We start from the raw sequence: 19,679 nt of genomic DNA on the forward strand, positions 1-19,679 counted from the left end.
CTTGCACGCCGAGTCCCTGATGTCCGAGTTGCTCGCCCACTACCCGCTGTCCGCCACGGCGTACCACGAACTGCTGGACGCCGCGGGCGGCGTGCGCCCGCACTGGCAACGCCTGGTCCAGCGCCTGGAACGCGCCAGCGCCGCGCAGCTGGAGCAGCGCCAGGCCCTGCTGGCGCGGCAGATCCAGGAAAACGGCGTGACCTACAACGTCTACGCCGACCCCAAGGGCGCCGACCGCCCCTGGGAGCTGGACCTGCTGCCCAACCTGCTGTCCGCCGAGGAATGGGCCGGCATCGCCGCCGGCGTGGCGCAGCGCGGGCGGCTGCTCAACGCGGTGCTGGCCGACCTCTACGGCGAGCAGCGCCTGCTCGCCGAGGGCGTGCTGCCCACCGAACTGGTCTACGGCCACCCCAACTTCCTCTGGCCCTGCGGCGATTTGCCGGTGCCCGGCGGCATCTACCTGCACAGCTATGCCGTGGACCTGGCGCGCGACGCCGACGGCCGCTGGCACGTGCTCGCCGACCGCACCCAGGCGCCCTCCGGCGCCGGCTACGCCCTGGAGAACCGGCAGATCATCTCCCGCGCCCTGCCGGAGCTGTACCGCGAACTGCGCGTGCAGTACCTGGCCGGCTACTTCCGCACCCTGCAGGAAACCCTCGCCCACTGCGCCCCGGCCGACGGCGAGACGCCGCTGGTGGTGCTGCTGACCCCGGGGCGCTTCAACGAAACCTACTTCGAGCACCTGTACCTGGCGCGCCAACTGGGCTTCCCGCTGGTGGAAGGCCACGACCTGACGGTGCGCGACGCCACCCTCTACCTGAAGACCCTCGGCGGCCTGAAGCGCGTGCATGCAGTGCTGCGGCGCCTGGACGACGACTTCTGCGACCCGCTGGAACTGCGCACCGACTCCGCCCTCGGCGTGCCCGGCCTGCTCGACGCCGTGCGCCGCGGCCGCGTGCTGGTGGCCAACGCCCTGGGCAGCGGCGTGCTGGAGTCGCCGGGGCTGCTGGGCTTCCTGCCGGCGGCCAGCCGCCGGCTGTTCGGCGAAGACCTGCTGCTGCCGGCGGTGCAGACGCGCTGGTGCGGCGAACCGGGCGCCCTGGACATGGCGCTGGGCGAGCTGGAGCGCCTGGTCATCAAGCCGGCCTTCCCCTCGCAGAGCTTCGAGCCGCTGTTCGGCCACACCCTGGGCCCGGCGGCCCGCACCGAGCTGTGCCAGCGCCTGCGCGCGCAGCCCCACGCCTACGTGGCGCAGCGCCAGGCGCAGCTGTCCCAGGCGCCGGTGTGGCAGCAGGCCGGCGCGCGCGGCGAGCTGCAATCGCGCGCCATCGGCATGCGCGTGTTCGCCGTGGCCGCCAGCGACGGCCGCTACTGGGTGATGCCCGGCGGCCTGACGCGGGTGGCCTCGGCGGCGGACGCCGAAGTGGTCTCCATGCAGCGCGGCGGGGCCAGCAAGGACACCTGGGTGCTGGCCGACCGCCCGGTCCACGGCGAGCCGCTGCGGCCGCGCAACATAGGCGCGCGCGACCTGATCCGGCAGGACCCGTACCTGCCCTCGCGGGTGGTGGAGAACCTCTACTGGTTCGGCCGCTACGCCGAGCGCTGCGACGACAACGCCCGGCTGCTGCGCGTGGTGCTGTCGCGCTACGTCGACGCCGATGGCGACGAGCAGGCCCTGCGCAGCGCGCTGGACCTGGCCGGCGCCATGGGCCTGATCCCCCAGGGCGAGGCGCCGCTGGAGCAGCGCCTGCTGGCGGCCCTGCTGGACGAGCACTGGAGCAATAGCCTCTGCGCCAACCTGCGCCGCCTGCACTGGGCCGCCGCCCAGGTGCGCGGGCGCCTGTCGCGGGAGAACTGGCTGGCGCTGATGGAACTGCAGCGCGACCTGCAGGCGCTGGATGCGCGCGACACCGAACTGGGCGACGCCCTGGACTTCCTCAACCGCCTGCTGATGTCCCTGGCCGCGCTGTCCGGCTTCGCCCTCGACGACATGACCCGCGACGACGGCTGGCGCTTCCTGATGATCGGCCGGCGCATCGAGCGCATCCAGTTCTTCGCCGACGCCATCGCCGGCTTCCTAACCGGCGGCGCGGCCTGGGACCCGGGCGCCCTGGAATGGCTGCTGGAGCTGGGCAACAGCACCATCACCTACCGCTCGCGCTACCTCGCCGGGCCGCAGCTGATCCCGGTGCTCGACCTGCTGTTGCTGCACGAGCAGAATCCCCACGCCCTGTACTTTCAGCTGCAGGCCCTGGAGCGTTCCCTGGAACGCCTGCACCAGGAATTCGGCATGCCCCGCGAGCAGGAACTGGCGCTGCTCACCGCGCGCCTGCTGGCCTTCGACTTCGCCACCCTGGAGAACCCGCTGTTCGGCAGCGCCGGGCAGGACGAAGTGCTCGCCGGCCTGGCGCGCCTGCTGCGCGAACTGGCGCAGGGCGCCGGCCAGGCATCCGACCGCCTCGGCCTGCGCTACTTCGCCCACGTCGACGACATCAGCCAGCGCACGGTATCCACCTGATGGCCGAAACCCAGCTTTCCCCAACGTCCGCGCCGGTGGCGCGCTACCAGGTGTTCCACGACACCCGCTACCGCTATGCCGCGCCGGTGTCGCTGTCGCAGCAACTGCTGCACCTGTGGCCGCGCGACTGCCCGCGGCAGCGCTGCCTGGGCCGCGAACTGCAAATCGAACCCGTGCCCACCCAGCGCAGCGACGGCTTCGACGTGTTCGGCAACCCGCTGACGCGCCTGGCCTTCGAACGGCCCCATGACGAACTGCAGGTGAACGCCCGCCTGCAGATCGAAGTGCTGCCGCGCCTGCCGCTGCACGCCTCGCCGGCCTGGGAACAGGTGGCCGCCGACCTGGCCTTCAGCGGCCGCGCCCTGTCGGCGCAGGAACTGGAAGCCTGCCGCTTCCGCATGGAATCGCCCTACGTGCGCATCAAGCGCCAGTTCGCCGACTTCGCCGCCGACTGCTTCCCCCCCGGCCGGCCGCTGCTGGAAGGCGCCGCGGCGCTGATGCAGAAGATCTTCGACGAATTCGCCTTCGACGCCGAAGCCACCCAGGTGGCGACGCCCCTGACCGAAGTGCTGGAACGCCGCCGCGGCGTGTGCCAGGACTTCGCCCACCTGATGCTCGCCTGCCTGCGCTCGCGCGGCCTGGCGGCCCGCTACGTCAGCGGCTACCTGCTGACCCGCCCGCCGCCCGGCCAGCCCCGCCTGATCGGCGCCGACGCCTCCCACGCCTGGGTCTCGCTGTACTGCCCGGCCAACGGCTGGGTGGACTTCGATCCCACCAACAACATCCTCCCGGCCCTGGAACACATCACCCTGGCCTGGGGCCGCGACTTCGCCGACGTCTCGCCGCTGCGCGGGGTGATCCTCGGCGGCGGTAGCCACGACCCGGAAGTGCGGGTGACGGTGATGCCGCATTGGGAGCTGGCGGTGTAGCAGAGCGGCCAAGGCCAGGTCCACTGCCTTGCCGACTGCGCCGGAGTGCTCTTCGTAGGAGCGAGCTTGCTCGCGAACGGTGCTTGCGGGTGGCTGCTGCGTGTCCGGTTGACTCCGCTCCCTCACCCCAGCCCTCTCCCGGAGGGAGAGGGGGCCGTTCGGCGTGGGCTGGAGGTTCGGCGTCAGCCTGTAGGAGCGGGCCCTGCCCGCGAAACGCGCGCAGGGGAATGGCGTGGGTGGGGCAGCGTCGCGGATCTCATCCGCGAATCGCGCCGGTGGTTCCGGCTATCGCGGACAAGGTCCGCTACGATCTTGCGCCCTACGGGCAAGCGCTGTTCGTAGCCAGGTGTACCAGGAGGACCCCGGATTCCCCACCCGCTCAGGACAGCCCCCTCTCCCGCTTGCGGGAGAGGGTTGGGGTGAGGGTGGTGCAGGAGAAACGCCGTCGTAGGATGGGTTGAGCGAAGCGATACCCATCACCAAGGCCGCATGGGTTTCGCAAGCTCAACCCATCCTACGAAAAGCGCCTCTGCGCAGCCGGCAAGTTAGTTGCTCCTGACAACCCCACCCGCCGGGCAAGCCGCAAACGGCGTGCTAGCTTTTCCCTGGTCATTTTCCAATCAACGGATGGGCCAGGCCATGGGCGACACGAACATCGTCAACGTGGGTACGGAGAAGTTCAACGAAATCTGGTCGCTGGTGCAGCAGTACGCCCTGGCCTTCGGCATCAAGATCCTCGCCGCCATCGCCTTCTGGGTGATCGGCCGCTGGCTGATCGGCCTGGCGGTGGGCATGGTCGAGCGGGCCCTGGCCCGGCAGAGCGTCGACCCGACGCTGCTGCGCTACGTCGGCTCCTTCATCACCGTGACCCTCAACATCGTCCTGGTGATCGGCATTCTCGGCTACTTCGGCGTGCAGACCACCAGCCTGGCGGCGCTGATCGCCGCGGCCGGCGTGGCCATCGGCATGGCCTGGTCGGGGCTGCTGGCAAACCTCGCCGCCGGCGGCTTCATCATCGTCCTGCGGCCGTTCAAGGTCGGCGATTTCATCACCGCCGCCGGCGTCACCGGCACGGTCAAGGAGATCGGCCTGTTCTCCACCGCCATCAACACCCCGGACAACGTGCTGACCCTGGTGGGCAACAACAAGGTCTTCGGCGACACCATCCAGAACTACAGCCACAACCCCTTCCGCCGCGTCGAACTCAAGGCCCAGCTGTCCGGCGCCGCCGACTACGCGGCCGCCACGGCCCTGCTCAAGGAGCGCATCGCGCAGATCCCCAACGTGCTCGACGAGCCACCGGTGGAGGTGGAGATCCTCGAGTTCAACCTGGTCGGCCCGGTGCTGGCGGTGCGCCCGTACTGCCACAACGACAACTACTGGCAGGTCTACTTCGACACCAACCGCACCATCAGGGAAGCCCTGGGCACCGGCTTCCCGGCGCCGATGCCGGCGCAGACCATCATCGTGCAGCAGCAATCCGCCAACTGATCGCCGCGCCACACGCAGGGGCACCGCAAGGGTGCCCCTGGTGCTTCCGAATGCGTTTTCCTACGCCGTTGGGGATGGGCGGTCGTCAATCCTCGACAGCCGGTGAGTGCGCAGGAGCTTTCCTGCCGCCATAGGAAATTTCACCTTCCCGCGAGTGGGGAGGCCCCGCCGAAGCTGGCGATTCATCCTGCATATTCCCCCCGTCGACAAGCGCACCCTGGGTGGACCTCGACCGACGCTTCCCGCGCCGGTTGCCGTCTTCATCGCCCGGGGGCCCGATGCCACGCCATTCCCGTTTCGCCGCTTTCAGCCTGATCGAGCTGCTCGTCACCCTGGCCGTGCTGGCCATCACCCTCGCCATCGCGGTGCCCGGCTTCACCCAACTGGTACGCAGCCAGCAGGTGCAGGGCGCCGCCCAGGAGCTGTATGCGCTGCTGCTCTATACCCGCAGCGAGGCGGCCAGCCGCGGGCGCTCCGTCACACTGAAGCCGGCCCAGGGCAGTACCTGGCGCGGGACTCTGACGGTGACGGCCGGCAGCACCAGCCTGCGGCAGGTGACGCTGCGTGACGCCGTCGTCCTGGCCAGCGCTGCTAACAGCATCGTCTTCCGCGCCGATGGGCGCCTGGGCGGCAACGCGACCTGCATCAGCATCTGCCCGGCCGTGGACGGCGCGACCTGCCAGCGCATCCGCATCCTCGCCAGCGGGCAGATAGCCTTGCCGGCCAGCGGAGGCTGCTCATGAGGGCCGCATGCGCGGGCGTCGGCCTGATCGAGGTGCTGGTGGCGCTGCTGGTGCTGACGGTGGGCAGCCTGGGCATGCTCGCCCTGCAGTCGCAGGCGGTGCAGAACACCCAGGCGGCCACCCTGCAGGGCAACGCGGTGATGCTCGCCCACGACCTGCTGGAGATGATGCGCAGCAACCGCGACGCGGTGCTCGACGCGACGGGGCAGTTGAACGGCGAGTCGAAGTATTTCAAGGCCGAGAAGTCCGCCTTTCCAGCCATACCAGACAACTGCGGGACACGGCAGCGCGGTAGCGGTGGCGACGGCGTCGCGACCGCCGACCTCGGCTGCTGGCGTGGCCGGATCGAGCGCTTGCTGCCGGTGACCGCGGACCTCCTGACGAAGGAGTTCGCGGTCTGCCGCAGCGCTTCGGGCGAAGCCTGTTCCGACGCCGGTTCCCTGGTGATGATCCGCGTCGCCTGGGCCGACAAGCGTTCGAAAATGTGCGACGGGGGCGTGTGCAGCTACGTGCTGCGCGCGGAGCTGTGAAATGAGAGCCTCCCATCTGCAGCATGGCCAGCGGGGCCTGTCGCTGGTCGAACTGATGGTGGCGCTGCTGCTCGGCAGCGTGCTGATCATCGGTGTCACCCAGTTGTTCCTCGACCAGAAGCGCCACGCCCAGTTCCAGTTCGGCCAACTGGCCAACCAGGGCAATGCCCGTTTCGCCACCCACTCCATCGAGCGCCTGGTGGCACGCGCCGGCTACCGGGCCAGGCCCCAGGCGCAAATAGCCGAGGAAGCCTTCCCGGCACGGGGAGCCGTCCATGGCTGTCCGGCTTTCGCCGCCGGGCAGACGCTGGCCCTGGCCCAGGGCAACAGGAGCGCGGCCTTGTGCGTGCGCTACCAGCGTGGCCTGGAGGCGCAAGAGGCGGACTGCAGCGGCGCGTCGCTGCCTTTCTCGACGAAACCGCTCAACGTGGTCGCCCACCTGGCGCTGGACAGCAACGCCGGAAAGCTGACTTGCACTTCCTTCGTCGAAGGGGGAAGCGGCCCCGGTTCCGCCAGCGTGCTGGTCGAGGACATGGTGGATTTCAGCTTCCAGCCGCTGGCCGACAGCACCGAGCAAGTACAGCAGGTCGGCCTGTACCTGCTGTTCGCCGGCAAGGGCGGCCAGGGCGACGGCATCGTCAGCGGGGTGCGCAACGACTGGCAGGCGCTGAGTGGCCGAGCCCCCGCCATCGCCGCCAGCGACACCCGTCCGTTGCAGATCGCCTTCGCCGCCATCGCCCAGAGGAACCTGAAGCCATGAATGTCCGTGCAAGCGCAACGGCCCAGGGCGGCGCCGTGCTCGTCGTGGCGCTGGTCATGCTGCTGCTGATGACCGTGCTGGCCCTGTCCGGCATCTCCGCCAGCCAGTTGGAGTTCCGCCTGGCCGGCAACCGCGCGGAACAGGTGCGCGCCTTCAACGCGGCCGAATCGGCCTTGCGCAACGTCGAGCGGCGCCTGGCGGATATCGCCGGCGGCGACGACCTGCGCGGCGCCAGTTGCGCCGGGCGCCAGGGCCTCTGCGTGCTGCAGGTGGACAGCGTGCGGCGCGTCGACGAGCAGGGCGCCTGGCAGTGGAGCTGGAGCAGCGATCCGGGTGCGTGGTGGGGAAAGGCGCAGAACGCCATCGACTACCGCGGCGCCGACGGCCAGAGCGGCTTCGACCGGACGCTGCGCCAGCACGCCGCCTACTTCGCCAGCGATGGCGACGGCCTGAACCTGGGCAACCTCGACGAGCCGCAGCTGCGCACCGACTACTACTACGCCGACGTCTATGCCGGGAGCGATGACGGGCGCACGCCGGTGCTCCTGCAATCGGTCTTCGCCCGGCGCTACGTGAACTGAGGAAAACCGATGAGCCTTCGCCGCCACTACCCCCGTCTCTTCCTCGGCCTGGCAGCGGCCTGGCTGGCCATGCCGGCGAGCGCCGATAAGCTGCACATCAGCCAGCAGCCGCTGTTCCTCAGCCAGACGGTGGCGCCGAACCTGATCCTGACGATGGACAGTTCCGGCAGCATGCACATGGCTTACGTTCCCGATGCCATCGGTAAGCACGCCGATAGTCGTCGGGCCAAGGCGGCCAGCTACAACCCGATGTACTACAACCCCCAACTGACCTACCGGGTGCCGAAGCAGGTCACCTTCAGCAACGGTCGACTGACGGTGCGCGAATACCCCGTCAGCCAGGGCGGTGGCTTCGATTTCACCCGGGTCAGGCGTAACGGCTTCGATGAAAGACGCGAGACGATCGACCTGGCCAATGAGTACCGGGTGACCTGGCGTTATTCTCCGGATTCGTCGAGCGATCTCGAGCAGACGAAGAATCCCGAAAGCGACTTCAAGCGCAGCGCTTCGCTGTCCACCGGGCAGACCTGGGATGGTGACCTCGCTCCCGGCCTTAGGCTGGAGATCAAGCGCACGGGGTGGTTCGCGTGCGATGGGCATCTCAACGGCAGGTGGGTTCCCTGTAGTTACAATGTGCTCGCAGGCACCTCCACGGTGGACCTTACCCAGCATGGTGTGCCGGCCTACTACTACAGGTTCGACGCGAGCCTGAGCGGCTGCTCGGCGTCCTCGACCGACGACAAGTGCTACAAACTGGTCAAGGTCGGCGCGAACTCCGGCCCGAACGGCGAGGACGAACGGGAGAACTTCGCCATCTGGTACGCCTTCTACCGCAACCGCGCCCTGGCCACCCAGAGCGCCGCCAACCTGGCCTTCAACAGCCTGCCCGAGTCCATCCGGCTGACCTGGCAGGATTTGAACGGCTGCAGCCAGCTCGACGGGCAGTGGGGGTGCAACGGCATCAGCTACAGCGGTGGCAACCCGTTTCGTCCATTCGCCAAGAAGCACCGCGCGGATTTCTTCCACTGGCTGTCGAGCGTCAGGTTCAGCGGCGGTACGCCTCTGCGCCAGGCGCTGGACCGGGCCGGCAAATTCATCGCCGACGAGGACGGCCCAGCCTACGACTTCGAGCCCGGCGGCAAGAAAGAGCCGAAATTCACCTGTCGCCCCAGCTATCACCTGATGATGACCGATGGGCTGTGGAACGGCAGGGCGGGCTCGGTGGGCGGCAACGTCGATGGTAGTGGCAGGACGTTGCCGGACGGCGCTCACTATGCGGCCCGCTCGCCCTTCAAGGACGGGGCGAAGAACACCCTGGCCGACCTGGCCTTCCACTACTGGGCCACCGATGCGCGCACGGACCTTGCCAACGAGCTGAAGCCCTACGTTCCCTTCGCCCAGGCGGATGCCACCCGGCAATACTGGGACCCGCGCAACAACCCGGCGACCTGGCAGCACCTGGTGACTTTCACCATGGGCCTGGGCCTGGGGCACTCGCTGCTCAGCCCGCAATGGTCCGGCGGCACCTTCGAGGGGGCCGGCTACCAGGGCCTGGCCAATGGCAGCATCGCCTGGCCGCCAGCGAGCTCCGATCATGAAAACAACGTCTACGACCTCTGGCACGCGGCGATCAACTCCCGCGGCGAGTTCTTCAGCGCCGAGGACCCGCAGCAGATGGTCGACGCCTTCGCCAGCATCCTCTCGCGCATCGTCAACCGTGCGGCCTCGGCGGCGCGACCGGCGGTGGCGGCCGGCGAGGTGAAGGACCAGGCGCATGTCTACGTCGCCTCCTTCTCCAGCGAGGACTGGAGCGGCGACCTGGTCAAGTACCTGCAACCGGCGAACGCCGGCCGGCAGCAGCTGTGGAGCGCCAAGGCGCTGCTCGACGGGCGCAAGAGCCCGCGGCGGGTACTCATGGGCAAGGGCAAGAGCCTGGTGGACTTCGCCTGGAGCAACCTCGACAGCGGGCAGCGGCGCGTCTTCAACCAGACGCTCTCCGGCGACCAGGACTCCCGCGGCGAAGCACGCGTGCAGTACCTGGCCGGCAAGCGCGACCTCGAAGGGAGCGAGTTCCGCGTGCGCGGCGGGCTGCTCGGCGACATCGTCAACTCGGCGCCGCTGCTGGTGACGGCGCCGTCCCGCCCGGCGCTGCCGCGCGACCGCCTGGAAGGCCCCGACAATGACGGCCTGAGCAGCAGGGACGACGCCTACAGCGAATTCAAGGCGGCGCAGGCCTCGCGGCGCAGCATGATCTACGTCGGCGCCAACGACGGCATGCTGCACGCCTTCGACGCCGAGACCGGCGAAGAGGTCTTCGCCTTCGTGCCCCGTCCCGCCCTGGCCGGCATGTACCGGTTGACCGATCCGCGCTACACCATTGCGGAGCATCGCTACCTGGTGGACGGCCCCCTGGTCGCCGAAGACGTGTTCTTCGACGGCGCCTGGCGCACCGTGCTGGTCGGCGGCCTCGGCGCCGGCGGCCGCGCGCTCTTCGCCCTGGACGTCACCGACCCGCAGCAGCCGAAGCTGCTCTGGGAGATTGAAGGCGGCGCCGGCCCGTTCGCACGCCTCGGCCATACCCTGGCGCGCCCGGTCATCACCCGCCTGCACAGCGGCCAGTGGGCGGTGCTGGCGGCCAACGGCTACGACGGCCTGCAGGACATGGCGGTGCTCTACCTGATCGACATCGCCACCGGCTCGCTGCTGCGCGAACTCAACGTGAGCCAGGGCGGCGATGCCGCCAACGGCCTGTCCAGCCCCCGCGCCGCGGACATGGACGGCGACGGCATCGTCGACCACGCCTACGCTGGCGACCTGCTCGGCAACCTCTGGCGCTTCGACCTCTACAAGGCCACCAGCCAGGGCGGATATGGCGGCCCCGACTCCGCCAGCGCCTCCGACTACCGGGTCGGGCTGGCCGGCCGGCCGCTGTTCCGCGCCCGCCTTGCCCCTCTTGCTCCGAGCAAAGAGGGCGAGGTACAGCCCATCACCGCGGCGCCCTGGCTGGTCCGCCATCCCTCGGGCCAGGGCGTGCTGGCGCTGCTGGGCACCGGCAAATACTTCGAGGTCCACGACGCCGAGGCCGACACCAGCCGGGCGATGAGCCTCTACGGCATCTGGGACAGGCTGGCCGCGGGAGAGCAGGGCGGCAACGACTCGACGGTGACGCGCAACAGGCTGCAGGCCCAGAAGTTCACCAAGGCCACCGACAGCTACCGAAGCCTCAGCAGCAACCCGCTGGCCTGGGCGCCCGCTGCGCAGAAGCCCGGCGCGGGCGGCAACGGCGTGCATGGCTGGCTGCTGGACCTGCCGAAGACCGGCGAGCAGGTCGTCGCCGACCCGGCCAGCAGCGGCCGGCTGGCCTTGTTTGCCACGCTGACGCCGAACGCCGACCCCTGCCAGGATGGCGTCAGCACCTGGCTGCTGGCGCTCAACCCCCTGACTGGCGGGGCGCCGCTGACGGACGCTCTGGACTACAACAACGACGGCGTGGTCGATGCGCGGGACCGTGACGACGGCAACAAGGTCGCAGGCATGCTGCTCCCCGGCGGCCTGGGCGGGGCGTCCCTCGGCTTCGACCTGTCCAGCGGCCTGGGTGTCGCCCACGGCAGCGAAGGGGCGGTGCGCTTCTACGACGGCATCCGCCCGGGCCGGCAGAGCTGGCGCCAGATGGAGGCATCGGAATGAGCGGGCAGAACGGCTTCAGCCTGCTGGAGCTGATGATCGCCGTGGTCATCGTCGGCATCCTCGCCAGCGTCGCCTATCCCAGCTACGTGGAATACGCGCGGCGCTCCGACCGCGCCGAAGGCCAGGCCCTGCTGATGGAGGCGGCGGCGCGCCAGGAGCGTTTCTTCGCGCAGAACCGCCGCTATGTGGTGGCGAATGCCGACATCGCCTCCCTTGGCCTGCAGGCGAGTTCACGCAATGGGCGCTACGTCCTGACGCTGTCGGCCGGCGAAGATGGCGATGGCGGCTACCTGCTGGAGGTCGAGCCGCAACGCAACGATCCCCGCTGCGGCACCCTGACGCTCAACGCCCTGGGGCAGCGCAGTCCGGCCACCACCGAGTGCTGGCGCTAGGTCGGCGCGCGGTCAACCCACTTGGGCGCGGCCAGGGGCTTCCAGGCCTGCAGGGCGTCGATCAGTTCGGCCGGGGTGGCGCCGCGCTGCAGCATCTGGCGGTGTTCCGCACGGACGAAGCGCTCCTGCACCAGGTGGTCGAGGAAGCTCAGCAGCGGGTCGTAGAAGCCGTTCACTTCCAGCAGGCCCAGGGGCTTGGCGTGGTAGCCCAGTTGGCCCCAGGTCCAGACCTCGAAGAGTTCCTCCAGGGTGCCCAGGCCGCCGGGCAGGGCGATGAAGGCATCGCTCAGCTCGGCCATGCGCGCCTTGCGCGCGTGCATGCCGTCGACCACTTCCAGGCGGCTCAGGCCCTTGTGGCCGATTTCCGCCTCTTTCAGGCTCTGCGGGATAATTCCCACCACCTCGCCGCCGGCGGCCAGGGCGGCATCGGCCACCATGCCCATCAGGCCCACGGCGCCGCCGCCATAGACCAGGCGCAGGCCGCGCTCGGCGATGTGCCGGCCGAGGCTCTCGGCCGCTTCGCGGTAAATGGGGCTGGCACCGGGGCTGGCGCCGCAGAATACGCAGATGGAACGCAAGGTCATTGTCTGGAACTCCGTGACCGTCAAAACGGTCGTCAGAGTAACTGCTGCGTGTCCGCGCTCCAAGCCGCCATGGCCGACCTAGCCGCCGCAGGCGCCCTGGGCATAGCACGCGAGGACTTGCTGAAAAATTGTATACATGTTTGTATCCGATTTATCGTGCATGGCGACGCTCTCCGTCAGGCATCCGTGACGGTCTATGCTGGACGGGGCGCGCTAATTTGCCTCGTTGAAAGTTCGTATCAGCCTGATAGAACTGCATGCTGGCAAGACTATGGCGCCGCCCGCACCGAATTGACCTGGATCAGCAGGCGCCGCCCGACTATCGGGCAGTCTGCCGTTCCGGATTCTCCGCCCAACCTGCCCAGGAGGCTCGTATGTTCCACAAACTCGCTGCTGTCACCCTGCTCGGTCTGTTCAGCGCCCCGCTGCTGGCTGCCGAATGCTCGGTGGACATTCAAGGCAACGACCAGATGCAGTTCAACACCAACGCCATCAGCGTGGACAAGAGCTGCAAGACCTTCACCGTGAACCTGTCCCACCCCGGCGCCCTGCCGAAGAACGTCATGGGCCACAACTGGGTGCTGACCACCGCCGCCGACATGCAGGGCGTGGTCGCCGACGGCATGGCCGCCGGCCTGGACAAGAACTACCTGAAGGACGGCGACACCCGCGTGATCGCCCACACCAAGATCATCGGCTCCGGCGAGAAAGACTCGGTGAGCTTCGACGTCTCCAAGCTGAAGGAAGGCGAGCAGTACATGTTCTTCTGCAGCTTCCCGGGCCACTCGGCAATGATGAAGGGCACCCTCGCTCTGAAGTGAGTTCGTCGCTTCGTACGAAAGCCCGGCTTGCAGCCGGGCTTTTTCGTTTTAACTTATCCTGGTAGGCGACCCGCCGTGCCTGGGTCGCGTCAGGGGGGAAGAACGTGTACCACGGTGAACGATTCAATGCCTGGACCCACCTGCTCGGCGCCGTGGCGGCGCTGGTGGGCGGCACCTGGCTGGTGATCGCCAGCAGCCTGCTCGGCGATGCGCTGAAGATAGTCGGCGTCTCGATCTACAGCGGCAGCCTGCTGCTGCTCTACAGCGTCTCCACCACCTACCACAGCGTGCGCGGGCGGGCCAAGGCGATCCTGCGCAAGCTCGACCACCTGTCGATCTACCTGCTGATCGCCGGCAGCTACACGCCCTTCTGCCTGGTGAGCCTCAAGGGCGCCTGGGGCTGGACGCTGTTCGGCATCGTCTGGAGCCTGGCGGTGCTGGGCATGCTGCAGGAACTCAAGCCGCGCTCCGAGGCGCGGGTGCTGTCCATCGTCATCTACGCGGTGATGGGCTGGATCGTGCTGATCGCCCTGGGCCCGCTGTACCGCGCCCTTGGCCCGGGCGGCCTGGCCTGGCTGGTGGCCGGCGGGGCCAGCTACACCATCGGCATCCTGTTCTTCGCCTACGACGAGCGCTTCCGCCACTGGCACGGCATCTGGCACCTGTTCGTGATCGCCGGCAGCCTGCTGCACTTCGTGGCGGTGTGGCAGTACGTGTTGCCGGCGCGGGTGGCATAGAAGCGGAATACCGTGCCTCCCGGCAACCTGTAGGAGCGGGCCCTGCCCGCGAAATCGCGCGCAGGGCGCGCTCCTACATGGGAATGGCATGGGTGGGGCAGCGTAGGAGCGGATCTCATCCGCGAATCGCGCCGGAGGTTCCGGCTATCGCGGACAAGGTCCGCTCCTACGGGGGGAGGAATACCGTGCCTCCCGGCAACCTGTAGGAGCGGGCCCTGCCCGCGAAATCGCGCGCAGGGCGCGCTCCTACAGGGGAATGGCGCAGGCGGGGCAGCGTAGGAGGATCTCATCCGCGAATCGCGCCGGAGGTTCCGGCTATCGCGGACAAGGTCCGCTCCTACGGGGGGAGGAATACCGTGCCTCCCGGCAACCTGTAGGAGCGGGCCCTGCCCGCGAAATCGCGCGCAGGGCGCGCTCCTACATGGAATGGCGCGGGTGGGGCAGCGTAGGAGCGGATCTCATCCGCGAATCGCGCCGAAGGTTCCGGCTAATCGCGGACAAGGTCCGCTCCTACGGGGGGAGGAATACCGTGCCTCTCGGCAATCTGTAGGAGCGGGCCCTGCCCGCGAAATCGCGCGCAGGGCGCGCTCCTACATGGAATGGCGCGGGTGGGGCAGCGTAGGAGCGGATCTCATCCGCGAATCGCGCCGGTGGGGCCGGTTAATCGCGGACAAGGTCCGCTACCCCCTCCGGCAAGCACGAGACCCGTAGGATGGTGTTGAGCGAAGCGATACCCATCAGCGCAACCGCATGGGTTTCGCAAGCTCAACCCATCCTACGAAAAGCGCCCCAGCGCGGCTTGCAAGACAGTTGCTCCAACAGGAGATGGCGCAAGGCGCCCTCACGGCGCCTTCGGCAGCTGCCGCTTGTGGTGGGTCTTCTCGTAGGTGCGCTTGATGATCTCGAAGGCCTCCGGGCTGACCGGCTGGCCGTGCAGGAAGGCGTCGATCTCCTGGTAGGTCACGCCGTGGGCGTGTTCGTCCGGCTTGCCTGGGGCGAGGTCTTCGAGGTCGGCGGTGGGCACTTTTTCCACGAGGAATTCCGGGGCGCCCAGGGTGCGGGCGATGGTGCGCACCTGGTGCTTCACCAGGCCGGTCAGCGGGGCGATGTCGCAGGCGCCGTCGCCGAACTTGGTGAAGAAGCCCATCACCGCCTCGGCAGCGTGGTCGGTGCCCACCACCAGGCCCTGGCGGGCGTTGGCGATGGTGTACTGGGCGACCATGCGCATGCGCGCCTTGGTGTTGCCCAAGGCGAAGTCCACGGTGGCGGCGGGCAGGCCGTCGAGGGCGCGGGTCTGCTCGGCCAGGGCCTGGACCGCCGGGCCGATGTTCACCGTGTGGCGCTCGTCCGGGGCGATGCAGTCCACCGCCGCCTGGGCGTCGGACTCGTCGCCCTGCACGTTGTACGGCAGGCGCACGGCGATGAAGCGGTAGTCCGGGTTGCCGGTTTCCTCGCGCAGGCCTTCCACGGCGCGCTGGCAGAGCATGCCTGCGGTGAGGGAGTCGACACCGCCGCTGATGCCCAGCACCAGGGTCCTGGTGCCCGACTCGCGCAGGCAGTCCTGGATGAAGCGGATGCGGCGCTGGATTTCCGCCTGCACGTCGGCCTCGGTGGCGAAGGGCCGCTGCACGTTGAGGTCCTTGGCGATGTCGTCTTGGATGGTTTTCATGGGCTTCTCTGTCCGGTTGTGGACGGGCGCGGCCCGTCGGATGCGGAAAAAATACCAGCACACGGCGTGCCGGGCGATGCCCGGATGGTCGCGGGCGCTTCAGGGCTGTTGCAGGTGCTCGCCGATCCACTCGACGAAGGCGCGCACCTTGGGCACCGCCGCGGCTTGCTCGGGGTAGGCCAGGTAGTAGGCGCTGCGGCTCTGCAGGCTGTGCGGCCAGGCGACCACCAGCTTGCCTTCGGCCAGCTCCTCCTCCACCAGGAAGCGCGGCAGCAGGGCCACGCCGCAGCCGGCCTGGGCGGCGCGGATGCACATGTAGAAGGTGTCGAAGCGCGGCCCGTGGAAGCTGTGCTCGCTGCGCCGGTCGAGGCTGGCGAACCACTCGTGCCAGGCCTCCGGGCGGGTGGCGTTCTGCAGCAGCACCAGTTCGTCCAGTTGCAGCGGGTCGTCCAGCGGCTGCGCCGGGAGGAGCGCCGGCGAGCACACCGGCAGCATTTCCTCGCCGAACAGGTGCAGGCACTCGGCGCCGGGCAGGGTGCCGGGGCCGAAGAAGAAAGCCACGTCGCAGCGCGAGTGCAGCAGGTCGTCGGGCTCCAGTTCCTGGCGCAGGTCCAGGTGGATGTTCGGGTGGCGGTGGCGCCAGCCGTTGAGCAGCGGGATCAGCCAGCGCGCACCGAAAGTGGGCGGGGTGGACACGCGCAGCACCTCGGTCTCGCCGCCGTAGGACAGCAGGTAACGGGTGGACAGCTCCACCTGGCTGAGGATCTTGCGCACCTCCTGCAGGTACAGCTCGCCCGCCGGGGTCAGTTGCAGGCGCCGGCGCACGCGGCGGAACAGCAGGTGCTGGAGCATCTCCTCCAGCTGCGCCACCTGCTTGCTCACCGCGCTCTGGGTCAGCGCCAGCTCTTCCGAGGCGCGGGTGAAGCTCAGGTGCCGGGCCACGGCCTCGAAGCACTGCAGGGCGGTCATGGAGGGCAGGTGGCGTTTGTTGAGCATCGTCGTGATCGGCTCTGTGAATGCCGGTAGGGCGGCTCCGCCGACGCGCAGCCGCCCCTGGCATGAATTTACGGAATGATGTGCATAGGAAACGTCGTTTGTTGGCCGCCTGCAAGCCGGTTATTACTGCTTGCATTCCAATGGCTTAACCGACTGGCTCAGGAGACGCGATGATTTCCGCACTGCTCGAGAAACTGGGAGTCGATTCCTCCCTCTACTCCAACGGTGACCATGTCATCCACAGCCCCATCGACGGCAGCCGCCTGGGCGCCGTGCGCCTGGAAAGCGCCGCCGAAGTGGAGCAGAAGATCGGCCGCGCGGCCCAGGCCTTCGCCGCCTGGCGCGCGGTGCCGGCGCCGCGCCGCGGCGAACTGGTGCGGCTGTTCGGCGAGCAGCTGCGCGCGCACAAGGCCGAGCTGGGCGAGCTGGTGTCCTGGGAAGCCGGCAAGATCACCCAGGAAGGCCAGGGCGAAGTGCAGGAGATGATCGACATCTGCGACTTCGCCGTCGGCCTGTCGCGCCAGCTCTACGGCCTGACCATCGCCTCCGAGCGCCCCGGCCACCACATGCGCGAGACCTGGCAGCCGCTGGGCGTGGTCGGCGTCATCAGCGCCTTCAACTTCCCGGTCGCCGTGTGGTCGTGGAACACCGCGCTGGCCCTGGTGTGCGGCAACCCGGTGGTGTGGAAGCCGTCGGAGAAGACGCCGCTCACCGCGCTGGCCTGCCAGGCGCTGTTCGACAAGGCCCTGGCGCAGTTCGGCGACGCCCCGGCCTGCCTCAGCCAGGTGCTGATCGGCGACCGCGCCGCCGGCGAGGCCCTGGTGGACGACCCGCGCGTGGCCCTGGTCAGCGCCACCGGCAGCACCCGCATGGGCCGCGAAGTGGGCCCGCGCGTCGCCGCGCGCTTCGGCCGCAGCATCCTCGAACTGGGCGGCAACAACGCCATGATCCTGGCCCCCAGCGCCGACCTGGACATGGCCGTGCGCGCCATCCTGTTCAGCGCCGTGGGCACCGCCGGACAGCGCTGCACCACGCTGCGCCGGCTGATCGCCCACGAGTCGGTGAAGGACGAGATAGTCGCGCGCCTGAAGGCCGCGTATTCGAAAGTGCGCATCGGCCACCCGCTGCAGGGCAACCTGGTCGGCCCGCTGATCGACGAGCGCAGCTTCCTGGCCATGCAGGGCGCGCTGGAGCAGGCGCGCGGCGAGGGCGGCACGGTGTTCGGCGGCGAGCGCCAGCTGCAAGACCAGTTCCCCGAGGCCTTCTACGTCTCCCCGGCCATCGTCGAGATGCCTGAGCAGAGCGACGTGGTGCGCAGCGAGACCTTCGCCCCGATCCTCTACGTGATCCCCTACAAGGACTTCGACGAGGCGGTGGCGCTGAACAACGCCGTGCCCCAGGGCCTGTCGTCCTGCGTGTTCACCACCGACCTGCGCGAGGCGGAAGCCTTCATGTCGGCGATCGGCAGCGACTGCGGCATCGCCAACGTCAACATCGGCCCCAGCGGCGCGGAAATCGGCGGCGCCTTCGGTGGCGAGAAGGAAACCGGCGGCGGCCGCGAATCCGGCTCCGACGCCTGGAAGGCCTACATGCGCCGGCAGACCAACACCGTGAACTGGTCGCGGGAGTTGCCGTTGGCCCAGGGCATAGTGTTCGATTAGCTGAAAGCTGAAAGCTGAAAGCTGAAAGCTGAAAGCTGAAAGCGCAAGACCAGGGTGTGACTTCTAGCTGTGGGTGGGGCGGCAGGCTCTTTCTTGGAGCTTGCCGCTTGCCGCTTGCAGCTCCTTGTACAAGGATCAGCGGATGTCGCTTCGCCAAGAGTGTCTGTGGGAACACCTGACCCCCGAGCGGCCGCAGGCGCCGTCGCTGCTGGGAGAACACGAGGCCGACGTATGCGTCGTCGGCGCCGGCTTCACCGGGCTCTCCGCGGCCCTGCACCTGCTGGAGGCGGGGCGCAGCGTCTGTGTGCTGGAGGCCCATCGCACCGGCCATGGCGGTGCCGGGCGCAACGTCGGGCTGGTCAATGCCGGCCTGTGGATTCCGCCGGACGAGATCGAGGCGGGCATGGGCCAGGAGGTCGGCTCGCGCCTCAACCGCATGCTCGGCGCGGCGCCCTCGCTGGTCTTCTCGCTGATCGACAAGTACGCCATCGACTGCCAGGCGCGCCGCGAGGGCACCCTGCACATGGCCCACAACCAGCGCGGCCTGGACGACCTGCGCAGCCGCTGCGAGCAATGGCAGCGCCGCGGCGCCCCGGTCGAGCTGCTCACCGGCGCGGCCTGCGCCGAGGCCTGCGGCACCGAGCGGATCGCCGGCGCGCTGCTCGACCGCCGCGCCGGCACCCTCAACCCCATGGCCTACGTCAGCGGCCTGGCCCGCGCCGTGGTCGAGCTGGGCGGCGGGCTGTACCACAACTCGGCGGTGACCGCGCTGGAGCGCGAGGGCGCCGCCTGGCGCGTCATCACCGGCGAGGGCAGCGTGCTGGCGCAGAAGGTGGTGATCGCCTCCAGCGCCTACACCGAGGGCGAGTGGACGCAACTGCGCCGCACCTTCTTCCCCGGCTACTACTACCAGGTCGCCTCGCGCCCGCTGGAGGGCGCCGAGGCCGCGCGCATCCTGCCCGGCGGCCAGGGTTCCTGGGACACCCGCCAGGTGCTCAGCAGCATCCGCCGCGACGCCGACGGCCGCCTGCTGCTCGGTAGCCTGGGCAAGGGCACCGGCAAGCCGGAATGGTTCATCCGCAGCTGGGCCGACCGTATCCAGCAGCACTACTTCCCGCGGCTGGGCAAGGTGGACTGGGAATTCACCTGGACCGGCTGCATCGACTTCACCCCCGACCACCTGATGCGCCTGTTCGAGCCGGCGCCGGGGCTGCTCGCCATGAGCGGCTACAACGGCCGCGGGGTGACCACCGGCACCGTGGTGGGCAAGGCCTTCGCCGACTTCCTGCTGCGCGGCGAGGCCAGCGCCCTGCCCATGCCCCTGCGGCCGCTGGAGGAGGTTTCCGCGGCGGGCCTGCGCAGCTGCCTGTACGAGGCGGGCTTCTCGCTCTACCACGCCGGGCAGTGCCTGCGCGTGGTGATCTAGCGGCGCGCCCGGGACGGGGGCGCCCGGCCCCGTCCGCCTCGTCTGGCCCCTTCTGCACTTTGGTCTAGCCTTTTTGGTGCGTTACCTCGATGGGCGCGCACCGAGAATGTGCAGTTAGGTGACAGCGATGGTTACCGCTCGGGTTGCGCCCGTT

Annotated in this window: 16 protein-coding genes; 13 read left to right on the forward strand and 3 right to left on the reverse strand. The window is 69.0% G+C overall.

The window, feature by feature from the left end; genetic code table 11:
• The first annotated feature begins 19 nt into the window (after positions 1–19).
• The 9 genes from PM1_RS02215 to PM1_RS02255 all read left to right on the forward strand — a co-directional run bounded on the left by PM1_RS02215 (position 20) and on the right by PM1_RS02255 (position 11,631).
• Entirely contained in the window at positions 20–2,518 is a 2,499-nt protein-coding gene (locus PM1_RS02215) for a circularly permuted type 2 ATP-grasp protein (RefSeq protein WP_009613434.1), read from the forward strand.
• Positions 2,518–3,447 (forward strand): transglutaminase family protein, encoded by a 930-nt coding sequence (locus PM1_RS02220; protein WP_009613432.1) that lies wholly within the window; start codon positions 2,518–2,520, stop codon positions 3,445–3,447. Before PM1_RS02215 ends, PM1_RS02220 begins: the two co-directional genes overlap by 1 nt.
• Positions 3,448–4,086: 639 nt before the next feature.
• Positions 4,087–4,938, forward strand: a complete 852-nt coding sequence (locus PM1_RS02225) for a mechanosensitive ion channel family protein (protein WP_009613430.1) — start codon at positions 4,087–4,089, stop codon at positions 4,936–4,938.
• 278 nt (positions 4,939–5,216) lie between these two features.
• Positions 5,217–5,681: a GspH/FimT family pseudopilin gene (locus PM1_RS02230; protein ID WP_009613428.1), complete on the forward strand. Its 465-nt coding sequence runs from the start codon at positions 5,217–5,219 to the stop codon at positions 5,679–5,681.
• Positions 5,678–6,211 carry a type IV pilus modification protein PilV gene (pilV, locus tag PM1_RS02235; RefSeq protein ID WP_009613426.1) on the forward strand — a complete coding sequence of 178 codons (534 nt, stop codon included), beginning with the start codon at positions 5,678–5,680 and terminating at the stop codon, positions 6,209–6,211. The genes PM1_RS02230 and pilV overlap by 4 nt, the downstream gene beginning before the upstream one ends.
• Position 6,212: 1 nt before the next feature.
• Complete coding sequence (locus tag PM1_RS02240; RefSeq protein WP_009613424.1) at positions 6,213–6,971, forward strand: PilW family protein; 759 nt, start codon at positions 6,213–6,215, stop codon at positions 6,969–6,971.
• Complete coding sequence (locus tag PM1_RS02245) at positions 6,968–7,552, forward strand: pilus assembly PilX family protein (protein ID WP_009613422.1); 585 nt, start codon at positions 6,968–6,970, stop codon at positions 7,550–7,552. The genes PM1_RS02240 and PM1_RS02245 overlap by 4 nt, the downstream gene beginning before the upstream one ends.
• 9 nt (positions 7,553–7,561) lie before the next feature.
• On the forward strand, positions 7,562–11,239 hold the full coding sequence (locus tag PM1_RS02250) for a pilus assembly protein (protein ID WP_009613420.1): 3,678 nt from the start codon (positions 7,562–7,564) through the stop codon (positions 11,237–11,239).
• Entirely contained in the window at positions 11,236–11,631 is a 396-nt protein-coding gene (locus tag PM1_RS02255; RefSeq protein ID WP_009613418.1) for a type IV pilin protein, read from the forward strand. Before PM1_RS02250 ends, PM1_RS02255 begins: the two co-directional genes overlap by 4 nt.
• On the opposite strand, the gene PM1_RS02260 is transcribed toward PM1_RS02255, so the two are convergent.
• Positions 11,628–12,215, reverse strand: coding sequence for an LOG family protein (locus PM1_RS02260; protein ID WP_009613417.1), 588 nt, complete (start codon positions 12,213–12,215; stop codon positions 11,628–11,630). The two genes, PM1_RS02255 and PM1_RS02260, sit on opposite strands and share 4 nt — an antisense overlap.
• Positions 12,216–12,589: 374 nt before the next feature.
• Between PM1_RS02260 and azu the strand changes: the two genes are divergently transcribed.
• Together azu and trhA are read left to right on the forward strand one after the other, a co-directional pair.
• Positions 12,590–13,036 (forward strand): azurin, encoded by a 447-nt coding sequence (gene azu, locus PM1_RS02265; RefSeq protein WP_009613416.1) that lies wholly within the window; start codon positions 12,590–12,592, stop codon positions 13,034–13,036.
• 104 nt (positions 13,037–13,140) lie between these two features.
• Positions 13,141–13,773 carry a PAQR family membrane homeostasis protein TrhA gene (gene trhA, locus PM1_RS02270; RefSeq protein WP_009613415.1) on the forward strand — a complete coding sequence of 211 codons (633 nt, stop codon included), beginning with the start codon at positions 13,141–13,143 and terminating at the stop codon, positions 13,771–13,773.
• A gap of 841 nt (positions 13,774–14,614) precedes the next feature.
• On the opposite strand, the gene nadE is transcribed toward trhA, so the two are convergent.
• Positions 14,615–15,442, reverse strand: a complete 828-nt coding sequence (nadE, locus tag PM1_RS02275) for an ammonia-dependent NAD(+) synthetase (protein ID WP_009613414.1) — start codon at positions 15,440–15,442, stop codon at positions 14,615–14,617.
• 99 nt (positions 15,443–15,541) lie between these two features.
• On the reverse strand, positions 15,542–16,438 hold the full coding sequence (locus PM1_RS02280) for a LysR family transcriptional regulator (protein WP_009613413.1): 897 nt from the start codon (positions 16,436–16,438) through the stop codon (positions 15,542–15,544).
• Positions 16,439–16,608: 170 nt separating this feature from the next.
• On the opposite strand from PM1_RS02280, the gene amaB reads away from it, so the two are divergent.
• Together amaB and amaA are read left to right on the forward strand one after the other, a co-directional pair.
• Positions 16,609–18,099 carry an L-piperidine-6-carboxylate dehydrogenase gene (gene amaB, locus PM1_RS02285; RefSeq protein ID WP_009613412.1) on the forward strand — a complete coding sequence of 497 codons (1,491 nt, stop codon included), beginning with the start codon at positions 16,609–16,611 and terminating at the stop codon, positions 18,097–18,099.
• A gap of 142 nt (positions 18,100–18,241) precedes the next feature.
• Positions 18,242–19,525 (forward strand): L-pipecolate oxidase, encoded by a 1,284-nt coding sequence (gene amaA / locus PM1_RS02290; RefSeq protein ID WP_009613411.1) that lies wholly within the window; start codon positions 18,242–18,244, stop codon positions 19,523–19,525.
• Positions 19,526–19,679: the final 154 nt, after the last annotated feature.

The organism is Pseudomonas sp. M1, from assembly GCF_022760135.1.
In the GTDB taxonomy this organism is placed as follows: Bacteria; Pseudomonadota; Gammaproteobacteria; order Pseudomonadales; family Pseudomonadaceae; genus Pseudomonas; species Pseudomonas citronellolis.

Coding starts and splice junctions, on each gene's coding strand:
- PM1_RS02215 (WP_009613434.1), top strand. CDS start 20: ATGTCCGAGTTGCTCGCCCACTACCCGCTGTCCGCCACGGCGTACCAC.
- PM1_RS02220 (WP_009613432.1), top strand. CDS start 2,518: ATGGCCGAAACCCAGCTTTCCCCAACGTCCGCGCCGGTGGCGCGCTAC.
- PM1_RS02225 (WP_009613430.1), top strand. CDS start 4,087: ATGGGCGACACGAACATCGTCAACGTGGGTACGGAGAAGTTCAACGAA.
- PM1_RS02230 (WP_009613428.1), top strand. CDS start 5,217: ATGCCACGCCATTCCCGTTTCGCCGCTTTCAGCCTGATCGAGCTGCTC.
- pilV (WP_009613426.1), top strand. CDS start 5,678: ATGAGGGCCGCATGCGCGGGCGTCGGCCTGATCGAGGTGCTGGTGGCG.
- PM1_RS02240 (WP_009613424.1), top strand. CDS start 6,213: ATGAGAGCCTCCCATCTGCAGCATGGCCAGCGGGGCCTGTCGCTGGTC.
- PM1_RS02245 (WP_009613422.1), top strand. CDS start 6,968: ATGAATGTCCGTGCAAGCGCAACGGCCCAGGGCGGCGCCGTGCTCGTC.
- PM1_RS02250 (WP_009613420.1), top strand. CDS start 7,562: ATGAGCCTTCGCCGCCACTACCCCCGTCTCTTCCTCGGCCTGGCAGCG.
- PM1_RS02255 (WP_009613418.1), top strand. CDS start 11,236: ATGAGCGGGCAGAACGGCTTCAGCCTGCTGGAGCTGATGATCGCCGTG.
- PM1_RS02260 (WP_009613417.1), bottom strand. CDS start 12,215: ATGACCTTGCGTTCCATCTGCGTATTCTGCGGCGCCAGCCCCGGTGCC.
- azu (WP_009613416.1), top strand. CDS start 12,590: ATGTTCCACAAACTCGCTGCTGTCACCCTGCTCGGTCTGTTCAGCGCC.
- nadE (WP_009613414.1), bottom strand. CDS start 15,442: ATGAAAACCATCCAAGACGACATCGCCAAGGACCTCAACGTGCAGCGG.
- PM1_RS02280 (WP_009613413.1), bottom strand. CDS start 16,438: ATGCTCAACAAACGCCACCTGCCCTCCATGACCGCCCTGCAGTGCTTC.
- amaB (WP_009613412.1), top strand. CDS start 16,609: ATGATTTCCGCACTGCTCGAGAAACTGGGAGTCGATTCCTCCCTCTAC.
- amaA (WP_009613411.1), top strand. CDS start 18,242: ATGTCGCTTCGCCAAGAGTGTCTGTGGGAACACCTGACCCCCGAGCGG.